We start from the raw sequence: 15,129 nt of genomic DNA, 5'->3' as shown, positions 1-15,129 counted from the left end.
CCGCGTCAGACCGGCTTGGCCTGGTTGAGGTAGATGCCGGGGTAACCCTGCGCGCGCACGCCGGTGATCGCCGTCGCGTCCCACGCCGTGCCGAGCTGGGTGAACACGATCGGGTAGATCACGGCCTGCTCGGAGATCAGGTCCAGCAGCTGTTTGTACAGCCCGTTGCGCTTGGTCTCGTCCGGCTCCGCGGCCGCCTGGTTCTGCAGCCCGAGCAGGGCCTGGGTGTCGGCGTTGTTCCAGCGCGCGTACTTCGTCATCATCAGCGACTGCGCGTCGTAGTAGTAGCGGATCAGCAGGTCGGGGTCGTTGCCGAACTGCATCGGGTTGTTCGTGGTGGACACGACCTGGAAGTCGTTGCCGTTGTCCAGTTTGGAGAACAGCGCCTTGGTGTCCTGGGAGTCCAAAGTGGTCTCCACGCCGATGGCGTCCCAGCCCTCCTTGATCACCTTCACGCAGTCGAGCACGAGTGAGGTATTGGTGGTGGACAGGGAGATCTTCAGGTTGCTGACGCCGGCCTCGGCCAGCAGCTGCTTGGCCTTCGCCGGTTCGTAGGTGAAGCTCTGCGACGCCGGTTGCGACTGCGGCAGCTTCGGGTTGATGAACGACGTGCCCGCGGTGCCGGTGCCGCGCAGGCCGATGTCGATCATCTTCTTCTTGTCGATGGCGTAGTGCAGCGCCTGGCGCACGCGCTTGTCGTCGAAGGGCGCGTGGGCGGTGTTGAACATCAGGTACAGGTTGTTGCCGCCGTCGGCGAACTCGACGGTGCGCCCGGCCTTGCGCAGCTGGCCGGCGTTGGCGGCCGGGATGTTCTCCACGATCTGCGCGTCGGGCTTCGCGCCGGAGATCGCGGCCACGCGCGGGGCGGAGTCCACAATGGACTTCCACAGCATCTTCTGGTACGCGGCGGGGCGGGGCCCGTTGTAGTCGGCGAACTTCTCGAACGAAGTGTGCGACAGCGGCGCCTGCTCGGTGACCTTGTACGGCCCGGAACCCACCACCTTGCCGCCCGCGGCGAGCGGCCAGTTGTTCTCGTACACGTGCTTCGGCAGGATCTTGCAGATCTGGATCCGCTGCAGCGCATACGGGAAGGGGAACTTCAGCACGAACTCGACGGTGTGGTCGTCGACCTTCTTGACGTCTTGCAGCCACTGGGCGAAGAAGCTGTGGATGAGCACGTTCTCCTTCGCGTCCAGGGCGCGGGCGTAGGTGAACACCACGTCGTCGGCGGTCACGGGCTGCCCGTCGTGCCACTTGGCGCCCTCGCGCAGCTCGAACTTGATGCTGGTGCCGCTCACGTCGGCGGGCAGCGCCTTCGCGAGGCCGGGGAACGGGGCCCGCGTGACGGGGTCGCCTTCGACGAGCGATTCGTAGCTGTGCAGGATGGCGGCCATGGAGAACGCCGAGGCGGTCTGCAACGGGTCCCAGGACTGGTTGTTGCCGTAGCCGATCACTGCGGTGAGGGAGTCGGTGGAGCTGCCCGTCTTGTTCGTCGACGCGGGGCCGCCGCACGCGGCCAGCGTGGAGGAGAAGGCGGCGGTGGCGCCCACGAGGCCCGCGTAGCGCAGCAGCGTGCGCCGGTCGAACGCGGGGCCGGTCCCCATGGCGGTTCGGGACATCGATGTCTCCTGACTGTGTGTTTCGCCCACCAGAAGTCATGAGAAGTAGGACGTGGGACGTCCTATGACCTCGCCGAACCCTAGAACTCCTCCGGGTGCCGGTCAAGGGGACGTGGCTTTTCGCCGCCGGGCCGAAATCGGTGAGGTATGACGTAGGATGTCCTCCGATGGCGACGTGCCAGCGAAGGAAAGAACATCCGGGGAGACTGTTTTGGCGCGCCCGCAACGCAGTGAAGAGATCACCAAGCGGATCATCGATCTGATCATCGACCGCGACCTCCCGCCGGGCGCGCCGATGCCCACGGAACTCAGCCTGATGGAAGACATCGGGGTGAGCCGCAACTCGATCCGGGAGGCGATCAAGGCACTGCAGGCGCTCGGCATCGTCGAGATCCGCCACGGCTACGGCACGTTCGTCGGCTCGGCCGGCTCCGAGGCCCTGCAGACGTGGCTGCTGTTCCGCACGCGCACCCGCGGCGCCAGCGACGCCGGGCGCCTGCGCGACCTGCTTGAGGTCCGCGAGATGATCGAGACGGAGCTGACCCGGCGGGTCGCCTCGGAGCACCGCCCCGAGCTGATCGCCGAGCTGGAGGCCTGCGTCGCGCGGATGCGCCGCAAGGGGCCCGACGCCGCGGCCGCCGACCGGGAGTTCCACGACCTCATCTGCGCGGAAGCGGGCTTCGACCTGGCGCGAGAGCTCACGGGGCTGTTCTGGGACGTCTACCGCGCGGCCGAGGGCGAGCTCGGCGGGCCGGTGTCGTCGGCGGCGAGCACGGCGAAGCGGCACCAGGTGATCGTCGACGCGCTGGTCTCGCGCGACGGCGACGCCGCGGCGGAGGCCGTGCACCGGCACTTCGACGAGGTGCGCAAGCGCGCGAAGGCCGGCCGGTACGGCGGGTTCGGCGAGGCGCGGCCGGTCGAGGCCGATTCCGCAGCGGTGACTTCGTAGCGTGGTTCTTTTGCCGGACTGGCAAGTTTCCGTGCCGAATCGGCGAAGACGTGGCAAGACTGGGGTGAAGCCGACGGAAGGAGCTCACTTGCCCGCCACCAAGCGCCGCGACGCGCCGCCGCCACGGACCGGGAACAGCGAGGCCGAAGTGCTGCGCGGGTTCCTCGACTACCTGCGCACCTCCGTCGCCGCGAAGGTGGCGGGGGCGCCGGAGCCGGCAGTGCGGACGGCGGCGGTGCCGTCGGGCACGAACCTGCTCGGGCTGCTCAACCACCTGACTTTCGTCGAGCGGGCGACCTTCCTCGGCGAGACCGGCATCCGCTGGCCGGCGACCTTCCGGGCCGCGCCGGCCGACAGCGTCGCCGACGTGGTCGCGCGCTACCGGGAGACGGTCGACCGCGCGAACGCCGTGCTCGACGCCTGCACCGACCTCGCCACACCGATCCAGGGGCGCCGCGGGCCGAGCGTGCGCTGGGCGCTCACGCACCTCGTCGAGGAAACCGGCCGGCACGCCGGTCACGCCGACATCCTCCGGGAACTCATCGACGGTGCGACCGGGCGGTGATCGGTTCGTACACTGGGCGGCCGACGAGGAGGTGCGCCCTGGACGCAGTCGAGGTCGAGATGCTGCCGCAGTCCGCTGCGGCCGACGAGGTGCTCGCGGCCGAGGTCGCCGCCCTGGTGAACGTCGTCTACGCGACCGCCGAGGCCGGCCTGTGGGCGGGCGCGGCGGGCCGGACGGGCGCGGCCGAGGTGGCCGGGCTCGTCGCGGCCGGCGAGATCGCCGTGGCGCGCCAGTCGGGTCGCGTGGTCGGCTGCGTGCGAGTGCGGACGGTCGCCGACGGCGTCGGCGAGTTCGGCCTGCTGGCCGCTGCGCCGCAGCGGCAGGGCGCGGGCATCGGGCGTGAGCTGGTGCGGTTCGCCGAAGACCGCTGCCGGGCACTGGGCCGGCGGCGGATGCAGCTCGAGCTGCTGGTCCCTCGGTCGTTCACGCATCCGTCGAAGGAGTTCCTCGCCGCCTGGTACACGCGGCTGGGCTACCGCATCGAGGAGAAGTCGACGATCGAAGAGGCCTACCCGCACCTAGCGCCGCTGCTGGCGACGGAGTGCGATTTCCTCGTGTACCGCAAGGACCTCTGACCGCCGCGTCGTGACACGTTGCGTGGCCTTCCGGATACACTTCGTTAGCTGCGGGTACCCGGGGATGTGGTGCGTGCGTAACGTCCGGTGATCATGGATCGTCGATTGCACTTCGTGGGGACGCTGCCGCAGTTCGCGGACGCGGACGAGGCGTTTCGGTGGCAGCGCGGTGAGCTCGCGGGGCAGCTGCGCCGGATCAGCGGCGGTGAGACGGGCAAGCGCCTGCAGTGGTTCGTGCCCGTAGTCAAGGAGCTCAAGCGATCCGGCGCGGTGCGCGTGGTCAAGGACGGCGACTGGACCGGCTACGACGACACCGATCGCCTCGCGGCCCGGCGGCTCGAACCCGGGCAGATTCCGTTGCACATCGCCGACGACGCGCTGGCGGAGTTCGAGCTGCTGCGTGCTTCGGGCAATCCCGCGACGGCGGGGGAGCCGTTGCAGGTGGGCGCGCCGGGATACCTCGACATGGCGCTGTTCATCTTCGGCCCGCTCGGCGTGGTCAAACACGCACGCGCGTTCCTGCGGGCCGCGCAGGCGCAGATTTCGCGGGTGCAAGCCGCGGAGGGCGACCGGGTGGTGTTCCAGCTGGAGCTGCCGCTGGCGTTGATCGCCGTGACCGCCGCGCCGCCGCCGCTGCGCCGGCTCGTCGCGGAGCTGATGGCGTTCCTGGTGCCCCGCCAGGCGGCCCGGGCACCGGAGGGCACGCGGTTCGGCGTGCACCTGTGCTTCGGCGACCTCGGCCACCGCGCTCTGCGGCAGCCCCGCTCGGCCGCGCCGATGGTCGCCCTCGCCAACGCGGTGGTGCGGCGCTGGCCCGTCGGCCGTCCGCTGGACTTCGTGCACCTGCCGATGTCCGGCGGTGACGAGCCGCCGCCCGCCGCGGCGTTCTACGCGCCGCTGCGCCGCCTGCGTCCGGGATCGGCTGTCGTGGTCGCGGGGATCGCGCACGAGCGGCAGGACGAGCGGGCCCAGCTGACGGTGCGCGACCACGTCGAGACGGCGCTGGGGCGCCCGGTGGACCTCGCCACGTCGTGTGGCCTTGGCCGGCGCTCGCCCGCGCAGGCCGAGGGCGCGGTGACCCGGATGCGGGCGTTGCTGTGAAATCGGCGCGTTTCGGGGTACTGAAGATCTGTGACGACACGACTTGAGCGGGTAGGCCTGCTGCGCCACGGGCAGAGCACCGGCAATCTCGCGCGCGAGGCCGCCGAAGCCGCGGGCCACGAGGTCATCGACATCGCCGAGCGCGACGCCGACGTGCCGCTGAGCGAGCTGGGCGTGCGCCAGGCGCGGGCAGCGGGGGGGTGGCTCGCGACGGACCCGCCCGAGCTCGTGGTGGCGTCCCCGTACCTGCGGTCCCTGGACACGGCGCGGCTCGCGCTGGCCGTGGCTAAGGAACGCGGCGTGGAGGTCCCCGGCGGCCTGCGCGTCGACGAGCGGCTGCGCGACCGCGAACTGGGGGTGCTCGACCTGCTCACCAGCCACGGCGTCGCCGAACGATGGCCGGACGAGCTGCGCCGCAAACAGCGCCTCGGCAAGTTCTACTACCGCCCACCCGGCGGGGAGTCCTGGGCCGACGTCGTCCTGCGCGTTCGGTCGCTGCTCGCCGAACTGAGCACCGAGACGCCGGGCCTGCGCGTGCTGTTCGTGGCGCACGAGATGACGGTGTTCGCGCTGCGCTACGTCCTGGAGTCCGTCCCGGAGCAGGAGCTGCTGGCCACGGCCGTGCGCACCGACGTGCCCAACGGCTCCGTCACGGCCTGGGAACGCGGCCACGACGGCGGGTTCCGGATGACGGTGGCGCAGGACGTCGGGCACCTCGTGGGCGTGCCGCTCGGGTGAAGGGACGCGTGCGGCATCGGGCGCGCAGCGGCCCGGCGCGGGAGGATGGGTACCAAGATCATCCGAGCGGAAGGAAATCCATGAAGCTCGACCTCGACGGCAGGACGGCGCTCGTCACCGGGTCCACGCAGGGGATCGGCGCGGCGATCGCCGCGGGGCTCGCGAAGGCGGGCGCGCGTGTGGTGATCAACGGGCGCAACGACGCCGGCGTCGCGAAGGCGATCGAGACGCTCCAGAGCCAGGTGCCGGACGGGGAGTTCGTGGCCGGGGCCGGCGACGTCACCACCGACGAAGGCGCGCGCCGAGTCCTCGACAGCGCCGGGCGCGTCGACGTCCTCGTGAACAACCTCGGCATCTTCGGCGCACAGGAGCCCCTGGAGATCACCGACGACGACTGGCGGCGCTACTTCGAGGTCAACGTGCTCGCGGCCGTGCGGCTGACGCGCCTCACGCTGCCCGCGATGACCGAGCAGGGCTGGGGCCGCGTGCTCAACATCGCCAGCGACTCGGCCGTGGTGATCCCCGCCGAGATGATCCACTACGGCATGTCGAAGACGGCGCTGCTGGGCGTCTCGCGCGGCTTCGCCAAAGCGGCGGCGGGGACCGGCGTCACGGTCAACTCCGTGATCGCCGGCCCCACGCACACCGGCGGCGTCGAGGACTTCGTCTACCAGCTCGTGGACAAGAACCTGCCGTGGGAGCAGGCACAGCGGGAGTTCATGAAGACCCACCGCCCCCAGTCGTTGCTGCAGCGGCTGATCGAGCCGGAGGAGATCGCGAACCTCGTGGTGTACCTGAGCTCACCGCTGGCCTCCGCCACCACCGGCGGCGCCCTCCGCGTCGACGGCGGTTACGTCGACTCGATCCTCCCGTAGCAGGTTGTATCCCGCAGGGTCGTCGCCACCTGCGGATCTGCCGACGTCGTGTCTCGTGGAGGTGTCCGGCATGTCTGCTCGCGGGGTATGCGGGGAACGTTCGTGCCTGCGGCATGATGGGCGGATGGGCCGCGCCGAACCGAGCACGCTCCCGTGACCGGGGGTTACCTGAAGGGCCGGATCCGCCGCGAGGACATCATTTCCGCGGCCGCCGTGGTGTACGGCGAGGCCGGCTACCACGGTTCGTCGTTGCGGGAGATCGCCAAGCGGGTCGGCATCAGCCACGCCGGGCTGCTGTACTACTTCCCCACCAAGGAGGCGCTGCTCGCCGCCGTGCTCGAACGGCGGGACGCCGAGGACTCCGAGCGCGAGCAGCTGACCGTGCCGCCCGGACTGGAGGTGCTGCGGCACTTCGTCGCGCTGGCCGAGCACAACGTGCGCCACCCGGGCATCGTCGACCTGTACTCGCGGCTGGCGGCCGAGGCGGTGGCGCCCGACCACCCCGCGCACGAGTATTTCGAGGAGCATTACCGGCAGGCGCGCGAAAGCGTGATCGGCTCGTTCCGGCTGCTGGCCACGACGGGCGAGCTGCGCGAGGGCGTCGACCCGGACTTCGCGGCGCTCACGTTCATCGCCCTCATGGACGGGTTGCAGGTCCAGTGGCTCACCACCCCCGCCGACGTCGACCTCGTCGGCTCCTTGCGGTTCTACCTGCGCACCCTGCTCGCCGTCCCCCTGGATCCCGAGGACTGACCGCTACAGGGTGGCCGCATAGGGGTCCCAGTCGACCGGCAGGGCGGGCGGGACCTCGACGGTGCTGGCCAGCTCCACGGACTGGCCGCGCGTGATCGACTCGTCGATGGCGAGCATCGCGTCGAGCACGTGGTAGGCCAGTTCCCCGGACGCGCGTTCCGGCTCCCCGGCCCGGATCGCGCGGGCGAGCTCCAGCGCGCCCGTGCCGCGCGAGGCCGCGTGTCCTTGCGGCGCAAGCTCTTCCGGCTCGGCGGCGCCCAGCAGGTGCAGCTTCGTGGCGCCGTCGAAGCGGTTGGGGTCGGGCAGCACCGCGGTGCCGAGCGCGCCCGACACCTCGACGAAACCGGTGCGCGCCAAGGCGGAATCGAAGCTCAGCACGACCTGCGCGCTGCCGCCGCGGGTGAACTCGACGAGCGCGGTCACCGTGGTCGGCACGGTCACCGCGAACTCCGTGCCGGCCCGCGGACCCGAGCCGATCACGCGCGTGTCCCGCGCGCGGCCGCCGGCGCCGGTCACCTTGCGGATCGGGCCGAACAGCTGAACGAGCTCCGTGAGGTAGTACGGCCCCATGTCCAGCAGCGGGCCGCCGCCGTGCTGGAACAGGAACTCCGGCGCCGGGTGCCAGCTCTCCGGACCCGGCGTCTGGAACAGCGCGAGTGCGGTGCGCGGTTCGCCGATGCGGCCGGCCTCGATCGCGCGCCGCGCGGTCTGCAGGCCGGCGCCGAGCACGGTGTCGGGCGCGCTCGCCACGCGCAAACCCTTCTCCCGCGCGCGATCCAGCAGCTTGCGGCCCGTCTGGCGGTCGAGCGCGAGCGGCTTTTCCGCCCACACGCTCTTGTCCGCCTCCAGCGCCGCGAGGCCGACCTCGACGTGCGCGGCCGGGATCGTGAGGTTCACGACCAGCTCGATCTCCGGGTTCGCCAGCAGCTCGGCGACGGTTTCCCCTTGTGGCACACCGTGTTTCGCCGCCTGCGCCCGCGCGCGAGCCACGTCGAGGTCGGCGACGGAGAGTACCCGCACGTCGGGGAAGCCCGTGAGGTTCTCCAGATAGGTGTCACTGATGACCCCCGCGCCGATCAGGCCGACGCCGACGGGGCCGCCGGTCACTTCGCGCCCTCGGTGAGGTAGGCGAAGCTGGCGGCAATGCCTTCGAAGATGTCGCCGTCGTAGCGGTCGAACTCCACTACCCGCAACGCGTCGGGCGCCGCGGCGAGGACCTCCGGCAGCGGAACACTGCCCTGGCCCGCCGGGACCTGACCGGACGCGTCGGTGGCGAGCGCGCCGTCCTTCACGTGGATGGCGTGCACGCGCGAGCCGAGCCGGGCGAGCAGCTCCGGCGCGTTCGCCCCGCCCGCCGTGGCCCAGTAGGCGTCGACCTCCAGCGCGACGGCCGGGTCGAGCTGGTCGGCGAACACCTCGAACGCGTGGCGCCCGTCGATCCGGGATTCCAGCTCCCACCAGTGGTTGTGGTAGCCGACCTGCACTCCGTGCTCCTCGGCGACCTTCGCGGCGGCGTTGAGCGCTTCCGCGGTGGCCGTGATGTCCGCGGCGTTCTGCCACTGCTCGGGCTTCACGAGCGGGTCGATGACCACGGCGATGCCGAGCTGCTTCGCCGCGGCGAACACGGCGTGCTGGTCCTCGCCGATGAGCTTCGCGTGGGCCGTGGGCGCGGTCAGCCCGTTGGCCGGCAGACCGGCACCGAGCGCGGCCACGTGCTCGACGACGCCGTACGGCTCGACCTGGGTGAACCCGATCGCGGCGAGGCGCCGCAGGGTGTCCGCCGGGTCGGCCGCGAATGCGTCGCGGACCGAGTACAGCTGCACGGAAGGCTTGCCCATTCCAGCTCCTTGGCTTCGCGGTTCGGCGCCCGGAGCGCCGCGTCGCCTGAATTTCTACCACCTGGTCAAAATTGACACCAGGCGTTTGCGGGAGGTCCACACGTTCGCCCGCCCGTTTGAGGAGGGCTCGTCGCGGGCAGCAGTCACCAGGGGCCGAAACCACGGAAAGGGACGGCGATGACCCACCAAGGCATGGACGACTTGATGGTGAAGGGCGAAGAGGAAAGCTTCTCAGCGCTGAAGTCACGGCTCGTCGACGAGTACGGCAGCGCGCGCGAACCCGAGATCAACCGCACGATCACCGCGCAGCGCCGCCACTTCGACGACGCCGGCGTGCGCAGCTTCCTGCCCGTACTCGTCGAGCGGCAGGTACGCGACCGGCTCGGTGAGCCCGAAGGGCGCTGAGCTACCGGAGGATCTGGTCGACGTAACCGCCGTCGGCCCTGTCAAGTCTCTACCGCGTGAACAGGAGCAACCTGGGGTAAGCCGGCCTTCGGGCACGAAGACGCCCCCAGCACCGTCGGGAATGCTGGGGGCGTCACGTTTTGCACGAGGCTCGTCAGGAGCCGCGGAAGGTGCCCTCCGCGACGGCGCTCATGGCGACGTCACCGACCCTATTGGACGCTGTCGCATAGCGATCCAAAGGTTGGCAGACCGTGACCGAGGAACACCAATGGGTTCGGCTTGACGTACCTGGCAGCGAACGACGCTGGCACGTGCCCAGCTGAACAGGCAGACCGTTGAAGGTGGCCGGCGGACGCAGCCGGCCACCTTCAACGCGTCATGTGGTCAGTGTGTCGAGATGGGCCGCGCCCGCGTGTTGCGCCTGCTCGCTCACCTCTCCCACCCGACCCACCAGTGAGATCCCCGGCTCAAAGGCGATCTCGCACGCCCTGGCTGAGCCGGGCCAGACACCACAGCGATCTCGGAAAATACAGTTCCGATCGTTCAGGGCGATCGTTCGAACAAAAAGATTGTGCGTTGGTGAGGTCACTGTGCGACGATTCGAGTGCCGAACCCGAGGAGGATCCGACCGCGATGACCGAATCATCCCCGCCCACCCGGTTGCCGCGGGCTGCGCGCGTCGCGACGTGGAGTTTCTTCGCGCTCAACGGGTTCGCCGTCGGCATGTGGGTGGTCCACATTCCGGTCGTCGAGCGCGCCACGGGGATTTCGCACACCACGCTCGGCGCGTTGCTGCTGGTGCTCGGCGGGGCGGCGTTCGTCGGGATGCAGGTGTCCGGGCCGCTCGCCGATCGGTTCGGCCACCGTCGCGTGGTGCCGGCGGCCGGGGTGCTGCTGGGGCTGGCGCTGTTCCTGCCCGGGCTGGCGGCCAGCTGGTGGTCGCTCGGGCTTTCGCTTCTCGTCTTCGGGTTCTTCAACGGCTCGCTCGACGTCGCGATGAACGCCCAGGCCGTGGTTGTCGAGCGCGCGTACCCGCGCCCGATCATGGCGGCGTTCCACGCGATGTGGTCGATCGGCGGCGCGCTCGCCGCCGTGGTCGGTGCGGCGGTGCTGGGTACGGGCGTTTCCACGGCCGTCACGTTGGGCGCGACCGGCGGGTTGTGCGTGATCGCTTCGCTGGCCGCGGGGCGGTTCCTGCTCGGTTCCGGACGTGCCGAGCCCGTCGAAACCACGCCGGTCACGCCGAGCCGCGGCCGCACTCCGGCACGGGTCGTCTGGCTGCTCGGGGCGCTCGCGTTCGCGTTGATGCTCGCCGAGGGCGTCGCGAACGACTGGGCCGCGCTGCACCTGCAGGACGTGCTCGGTACGTCGGCGAGCACCGCCGCGCTCGCGTACGGCTCCTTCGCCGTGGCCATGACCGTCGGCCGCTTCGCCACCGACCGCGTCGCCGCGCTGGCCGGCCCGGTCGCGGTGGTGCGTTACGGGTCGGCGCTCGCCGCCGTCGGCCTCGCCACCGCGTCACTGTCGCGCTGGGTGCCGCTCGCGCTCGTCGGCTGGGCGATCTTCGGCCTGGGTCTCGCGGGTGGCGTCCCGCAGCTCTTCACCGCGGCGGGCAACCTCGACACGCGGGCGTCGGGCGCGCTGATGGCGCGGGTCGTCGGACTCGGCTACGTCGGGCTGCTCGCCGGTCCCGCCCTCATCGGCGGGCTCACGCGGTGGATGCCGCTGAACGTCGCGTTCGCCGTGCCGTTCGCGCTCTGCGTGGCCGCGTTGGTGGCGGCGCCGGTGCTCGCCCCACGCCAGGTCCGCGAACCGGCCGAAGTGGGCTGAGGCGGCTCAGCCGCAGCGTTCGCCGCTGCGGACGTTGCCCCCGCCGACGAGCGTGAACACGCTGCCGTCCGGGGCGTCGCGCAGGTGCAGCGTGCACACGATCTGCGACACGGCCAGGGAAGACAGCGCCTGCACGTCCGTGGCCAGCTGCACGGTGACCTCCGCCGCCGAGACCGTCACCGCGGCCGGCAGGGCGGAACGGGGGACCTCGGTGGTGTAACCGGAGGCCTTCTCCGCGGAAGTCGGCCTTTGCGCCAGCGCGTCGATCAGCGCGGCGTCGGTCTGGTCCAGACCGGGGCGCTGGACCTGGACGACGGCGCCGTTGGACACCAGGTAGATCGAGCTGACGCCCGGCGCGCCCGGTATGGTGGACGCCGGGCCGCTCGGCGCGTCGTCTGCCGCGCCCGAGATCACGCCGCTCGGCTGCACCCCGCACGCGGTGGCGGTCAGCGCGACCAGCACGAGCGCTGCCGCGGCGCGCCGGATCACGCGTCACCGCCGGGGTTCAGCGGAAGCCGCAGCGTGAAGATCGCACCGCCTTGCGGACGGTTGGCCGCGGTGAGCTCGCCACCGTGCAGCTTGGCGTTCTCCCACGCGATCGCGAGCCCGAGGCCGCTGCCCTCGGAGCGGCTGCGTGCGGTGTCGGCCTTGTAGAAGCGGTCGAACACGTGGGGGAGCACCTCCTCCTTCAGCCCATGGCCCTCGTCGGTGACCTCGATCATGAGCGATTCCTCCACCGCGCTCAACCTCAGCCGGACGGGCGGCGCTCCGTGGCGCAGCGCGTTGCCGACGAGGTTCGCGACGACCACGTCGAGCCGGCGCGGGTCGAGCCGCGCGCGCACGCCCGGCGGCAGCTCCGTGGCGACCGCGTCGACCCAGCCGCGGGCGCGCAGGGTGGCGCCGATCGCCTCGGCGACGTCCACCTCGTCGAGCGCGAGCGACGCGGACCCGGCGTCGAAGCGGGTGACCTCGATGAGGTCGTTGACCAGCCGCGTGAGGTTGTGGGTCTCCTGGCTCACCAGCCGCACCGCGCGCCCGGCGATCTCGGGCAGGCCGGCGACCTCGGCCTCCAGCACCTCGGTGACCGCGGTCATCGCGGCGAGCGGGGTGCGCAGCTCGTGGGACACGTCGGCCACGAACCGCCGCGCGTCGGACTCCATGCGCTCCAGCTCGCCGACGTGGTGTTGCAGCGACTCCGCCGTGGTGTTGAACGTTTTGCCGACCTCGGCGAGCTCGTCGGTGCCGTGGATGGTCAGGCGCGTGTCCAGGTCGCCCTCGCCGAGGCGGTGCGCGGCGCGACGCAGCTCGCGCACCGGCCCGAGCACGCTGCGGGCGGCCGCGAGCGCCAGCAGCAGCGCCAGGACCACCGCGCCGGTGCCGGTCAGCCACGCGCTGCGCGCCAGCGTGGCGATGCTTTCGCTTTCGGCGGTCAGCGGCTGCACTACGTAGATCTCGATCCCGGACGGTTCAGTCACGTGCGACGTGCTGGTCGTGAGCCGCAGCTGGGTGCCGATAAGCAGCCGGGTCTCGCCGCCGACGTCCACTCGCTGCCAGGCGATCTTGCCCTGGTCCACCTGCTCGCGGAGCTCACTCGAAATCCGGGCCCCGCCCAGACTGCCGCCGGAGACGTTGCCCGCGGTCACGAGCGCGCTGGCATCGCGGTCCGCGAGCTTGCCCGCGGCGTTCAGGAGCATGTCCTTCGACGGCTGCGCGGGCAGCGGGTAGAGCAGCTGGATGCGGCTGCGCAGCTCCAGCACCGCGTTGTCCTGCGTGTTCTTCAGGATGGTGTTGCGCGCGGTCCGGTAGCCGAACCCGGCGACGGCGATGGTCGTCAGCACGCTCAGCAGCACGAACGCGAGCAGCAGCCGCGTGCGCAGGCCCCAGCCGGGCCAGAACTTGCGGAGCCCGGTCACAGGGGCCCGAAGCGGTATCCGAAACCGCGCAGGGTCTGCACGTACACCGGGGCCGCGGCGTCGTCCTCGATCTTCGCGCGCAGCCGCTGCACGCACGCGTCGACGAGCCGCGAGTCGCCGAGGTAACCCTGGTCCCACACGGATTCCAGCAGCTGCTGGCGGCTGAGCACCCGGCCCGGCGACGCGGACAGCTCCAGCAGCAGCCGCATCTCCGTGGGCGCGAGGCTGACGGGCCGGCCCTGCTTGCTCACGACGAGCCCGTCGCGGTCGATGGTGAGATCGCCGTGGCGCTCGACCTCGGGTTTCGGCGTGCCCGCTTGGCGCTGCTCGCCGCCGGTGCGCCGCAGCACGGCCTTGATCCGGGCCTCGAGCACGCGCGGCTGGGCGGGTTTCACCACGTAGTCGTCGGCCCCGGCCTCGAGCCCGGCGACCACGTCGATGTCGTCGTTGCGCGCGGTGAGCATGATGATCGGCAGGTCGCCGGACGCCCGGATGCGCCGGCACACCTCGAACCCGTCCATCCCGGGCAGCATCAGGTCGAGCACGACGACATCGGCCGGATCCGCGCTCAGCCGCGTGAGCCCTACCTCGCCGCTTTCCACCGCGTCGACGGTGTGACCCTGGTAGGTCAGCGCGATCTGCAGGCCGTCTCGCACGGCCTGGTCGTCTTCGATCAACAGCACCCGGGGCATGTCTCCCACTATCGCAGCGCACTTCCGCGTCCGCCCGTCCGGATTCCCCGGACAGTCCACAGCGGACACCTCCCGAGAGGATCCGCGTCCGGTCTCATCGCGGGGTGCGCGGAATGTCATGGTTGCGTAACAGCCTCGTCCGTGCGCAGCTGTTACAAAACTGTCGGGGTCCGCGGACACGGCTTCGACCGTCGGCGCACACGGGGCCGCGACCGTGGACACCATGACCGAACTGATCCGCTCCCGTGCCGCGGCCTACGCGGTGGCCGCCCGGCTGCTGGCCGTGCTGCTGCTGCCGGTGGCCTTCGTGCGTTCGCCCCACCACGCCCGCAGGCTCGCCTGCCAGTGGGCGCTCGCGCTGCGCTACCCGGCGGAGGACCTGGCGGGCCTCACGGCCGCGGCGCGCGAGGCGTTCGTGGCGGCGCGCACCGACGCGTTCTGGCGCGACGGGCAGCTGATCGGCCTCACCTCAGGCCACCGCGACGCTGCCCAGCAGCACGCGATGTTCACCGCCGAGGTGCGGCGCACGGGGTCCGCGTGGGCGGCCCGCCGGCTCGTGCTGCCGCCCGAGGAGTCGGCCCACGTCGGCGGCTTCGCGCTCGACGTGCGGCCCACGGAGGGCGCGGCGTGGCTGGAACGCCACGGCGCCGCGTACCACCTGCACCGCCGCTACGACAACGAGTGGTGGCACTTCGAGTACCACGCCGACACGCTCCCGCTCCGCCTGCCGCACCCGGGCGCGGCCGTGCTGGTCAGAACCGCCGGGTGAACGGCATCGGCTTGCGCATGCGGATCAGCAGGAGCAGGGGCACGAGGACGTACCAGAGGTTGAAGGCCAGGAACTTGACCGGATTGCCCGTGCGCATCGCCGGGTCGCCGAAGAACTCCACGCCGAACACGACCACGCCGGTGAGCGTGACGATCATCGTCGCGTAGATCACGGCGAAGAGCTGGATCCAGTTCTTGCCCGCGAGCAGGCACACGACGAGCACGACGTAGAACGGCATGTACACGAACGCGGAGAGCCCCGTGACGATCCGCATCCAGTCCGGCGGGTGCATGAAGAGGATGTCGGCGTCGTGGGCGTACCAGTAGTTGGAGTTCACGAAGAAGTTGTCCGACGGGCGCGAGAAGTCGACGCCCACGGTCGGCAGCAGGTCGCTGATGAGCGAGGTGATCGTGAACGCGGCGAACACGATCGCGAAGAAGATGTCGATCCCGCGTCGGCGTAGCGGCAGGTTCATACGCTGATCCTAAGGGGACGGTTTGAACGCTA

At 71.1% G+C, this 15,129-nt stretch carries 17 protein-coding genes; 10 read left to right on the top strand and 7 right to left on the bottom strand.

Going from position 1 to position 15,129, the window contains the following annotated elements; all coding sequences use genetic code 11:
* Nucleotides 1-5: 5 nt before the first annotated feature.
* Complete coding sequence (locus QRX50_RS41495) at nucleotides 6-1,619, bottom strand: ABC transporter substrate-binding protein (RefSeq protein ID WP_285968549.1); 1,614 nt, start codon at nucleotides 1,617-1,619, stop codon at nucleotides 6-8.
* A gap of 211 nt (nucleotides 1,620-1,830) precedes the next feature.
* Between QRX50_RS41495 and QRX50_RS41490 the strand changes: the two genes are divergently transcribed.
* From QRX50_RS41490 to QRX50_RS41460, 7 genes are all read left to right on the top strand, one after another.
* Nucleotides 1,831-2,568, top strand: a complete 738-nt coding sequence (locus tag QRX50_RS41490) for a FadR/GntR family transcriptional regulator (RefSeq protein ID WP_285968548.1) — start codon at nucleotides 1,831-1,833, stop codon at nucleotides 2,566-2,568.
* 88 nt (nucleotides 2,569-2,656) lie between these two features.
* Nucleotides 2,657-3,133 (top strand): DinB family protein, encoded by a 477-nt coding sequence (locus tag QRX50_RS41485; protein ID WP_285968547.1) that lies wholly within the window; start codon nucleotides 2,657-2,659, stop codon nucleotides 3,131-3,133.
* Nucleotides 3,134-3,192: 59 nt separating this feature from the next.
* Nucleotides 3,193-3,708 (top strand): GNAT family N-acetyltransferase, encoded by a 516-nt coding sequence (locus QRX50_RS41480; RefSeq protein ID WP_285968546.1) that lies wholly within the window; start codon nucleotides 3,193-3,195, stop codon nucleotides 3,706-3,708.
* A 93-nt stretch (nucleotides 3,709-3,801) separates the two neighbouring features.
* Nucleotides 3,802-4,809, top strand: a complete 1,008-nt coding sequence (locus tag QRX50_RS41475; RefSeq protein ID WP_285968545.1) for a hypothetical protein — start codon at nucleotides 3,802-3,804, stop codon at nucleotides 4,807-4,809.
* A gap of 30 nt (nucleotides 4,810-4,839) precedes the next feature.
* On the top strand, nucleotides 4,840-5,547 hold the full coding sequence (locus tag QRX50_RS41470; protein WP_285968544.1) for a histidine phosphatase family protein: 708 nt from the start codon (nucleotides 4,840-4,842) through the stop codon (nucleotides 5,545-5,547).
* An 80-nt stretch (nucleotides 5,548-5,627) separates the two neighbouring features.
* On the top strand, nucleotides 5,628-6,422 hold the full coding sequence (locus tag QRX50_RS41465) for an SDR family NAD(P)-dependent oxidoreductase (protein WP_285968543.1): 795 nt from the start codon (nucleotides 5,628-5,630) through the stop codon (nucleotides 6,420-6,422).
* A 153-nt stretch (nucleotides 6,423-6,575) separates the two neighbouring features.
* Entirely contained in the window at nucleotides 6,576-7,175 is a 600-nt protein-coding gene (locus QRX50_RS41460) for a TetR/AcrR family transcriptional regulator (protein WP_285968542.1), read from the top strand.
* 3 nt (nucleotides 7,176-7,178) lie between these two features.
* On the opposite strand, the gene QRX50_RS41455 is transcribed toward QRX50_RS41460, so the two are convergent.
* On the bottom strand, nucleotides 7,179-8,282 hold the full coding sequence (locus tag QRX50_RS41455; RefSeq protein WP_285968541.1) for a Gfo/Idh/MocA family protein: 1,104 nt from the start codon (nucleotides 8,280-8,282) through the stop codon (nucleotides 7,179-7,181).
* Nucleotides 8,279-9,013 (bottom strand): sugar phosphate isomerase/epimerase family protein, encoded by a 735-nt coding sequence (locus QRX50_RS41450; RefSeq protein WP_285968540.1) that lies wholly within the window; start codon nucleotides 9,011-9,013, stop codon nucleotides 8,279-8,281. The genes QRX50_RS41455 and QRX50_RS41450 overlap by 4 nt, the downstream gene beginning before the upstream one ends.
* Before the next feature lie 177 nt (nucleotides 9,014-9,190).
* Here QRX50_RS41450 and QRX50_RS41445 point away from each other — a divergent pair, with 177 nt between their 5' ends.
* Both QRX50_RS41445 and QRX50_RS41440 read left to right on the top strand, forming a co-directional pair.
* Nucleotides 9,191-9,418: a three-helix bundle dimerization domain-containing protein gene (locus QRX50_RS41445; protein ID WP_285968539.1), complete on the top strand. Its 228-nt coding sequence runs from the start codon at nucleotides 9,191-9,193 to the stop codon at nucleotides 9,416-9,418.
* Between the two features lie 633 nt (nucleotides 9,419-10,051).
* Nucleotides 10,052-11,248, top strand: coding sequence for an MFS transporter (locus QRX50_RS41440; protein WP_285968538.1), 1,197 nt, complete (start codon nucleotides 10,052-10,054; stop codon nucleotides 11,246-11,248).
* A 6-nt stretch (nucleotides 11,249-11,254) separates the two neighbouring features.
* Here QRX50_RS41440 and QRX50_RS41435 read toward each other — a convergent pair whose 3' ends face one another.
* The 3 genes from QRX50_RS41435 to QRX50_RS41425 are packed head-to-tail and all read right to left on the bottom strand — an operon-like array spanning nucleotide 11,255 to nucleotide 13,853.
* Nucleotides 11,255-11,737, bottom strand: coding sequence for a hypothetical protein (locus tag QRX50_RS41435; protein ID WP_285968537.1), 483 nt, complete (start codon nucleotides 11,735-11,737; stop codon nucleotides 11,255-11,257).
* Nucleotides 11,734-13,161, bottom strand: a complete 1,428-nt coding sequence (locus tag QRX50_RS41430; protein WP_285968536.1) for an ATP-binding protein — start codon at nucleotides 13,159-13,161, stop codon at nucleotides 11,734-11,736. Before QRX50_RS41430 ends, QRX50_RS41435 begins: the two co-directional genes overlap by 4 nt.
* Entirely contained in the window at nucleotides 13,158-13,853 is a 696-nt protein-coding gene (locus tag QRX50_RS41425) for a response regulator (protein WP_285968535.1), read from the bottom strand. Before QRX50_RS41425 ends, QRX50_RS41430 begins: the two co-directional genes overlap by 4 nt.
* A 223-nt stretch (nucleotides 13,854-14,076) precedes the next feature.
* Here QRX50_RS41425 and QRX50_RS41420 point away from each other — a divergent pair, with 223 nt between their 5' ends.
* Nucleotides 14,077-14,622, top strand: a complete 546-nt coding sequence (locus QRX50_RS41420) for a M15 family metallopeptidase domain-containing protein (protein ID WP_285968534.1) — start codon at nucleotides 14,077-14,079, stop codon at nucleotides 14,620-14,622.
* On the opposite strand, the gene QRX50_RS41415 is transcribed toward QRX50_RS41420, so the two are convergent.
* On the bottom strand, nucleotides 14,606-15,097 hold the full coding sequence (locus tag QRX50_RS41415) for an EXPERA domain-containing protein (RefSeq protein ID WP_285968533.1): 492 nt from the start codon (nucleotides 15,095-15,097) through the stop codon (nucleotides 14,606-14,608). The two genes, QRX50_RS41420 and QRX50_RS41415, sit on opposite strands and share 17 nt — an antisense overlap.
* Between the last annotated feature and the right edge of the window lie 32 nt (nucleotides 15,098-15,129).

It is taken from the genome of Amycolatopsis sp. 2-15 (assembly GCF_030285625.1).
Taxonomy (GTDB): Bacteria; Actinomycetota; Actinomycetes; order Mycobacteriales; family Pseudonocardiaceae; genus Amycolatopsis; species Amycolatopsis carbonis.
Note: the sequence above shows the minus strand (reverse complement) of the source record. Positions and strands in the feature narration are given on the sequence as shown.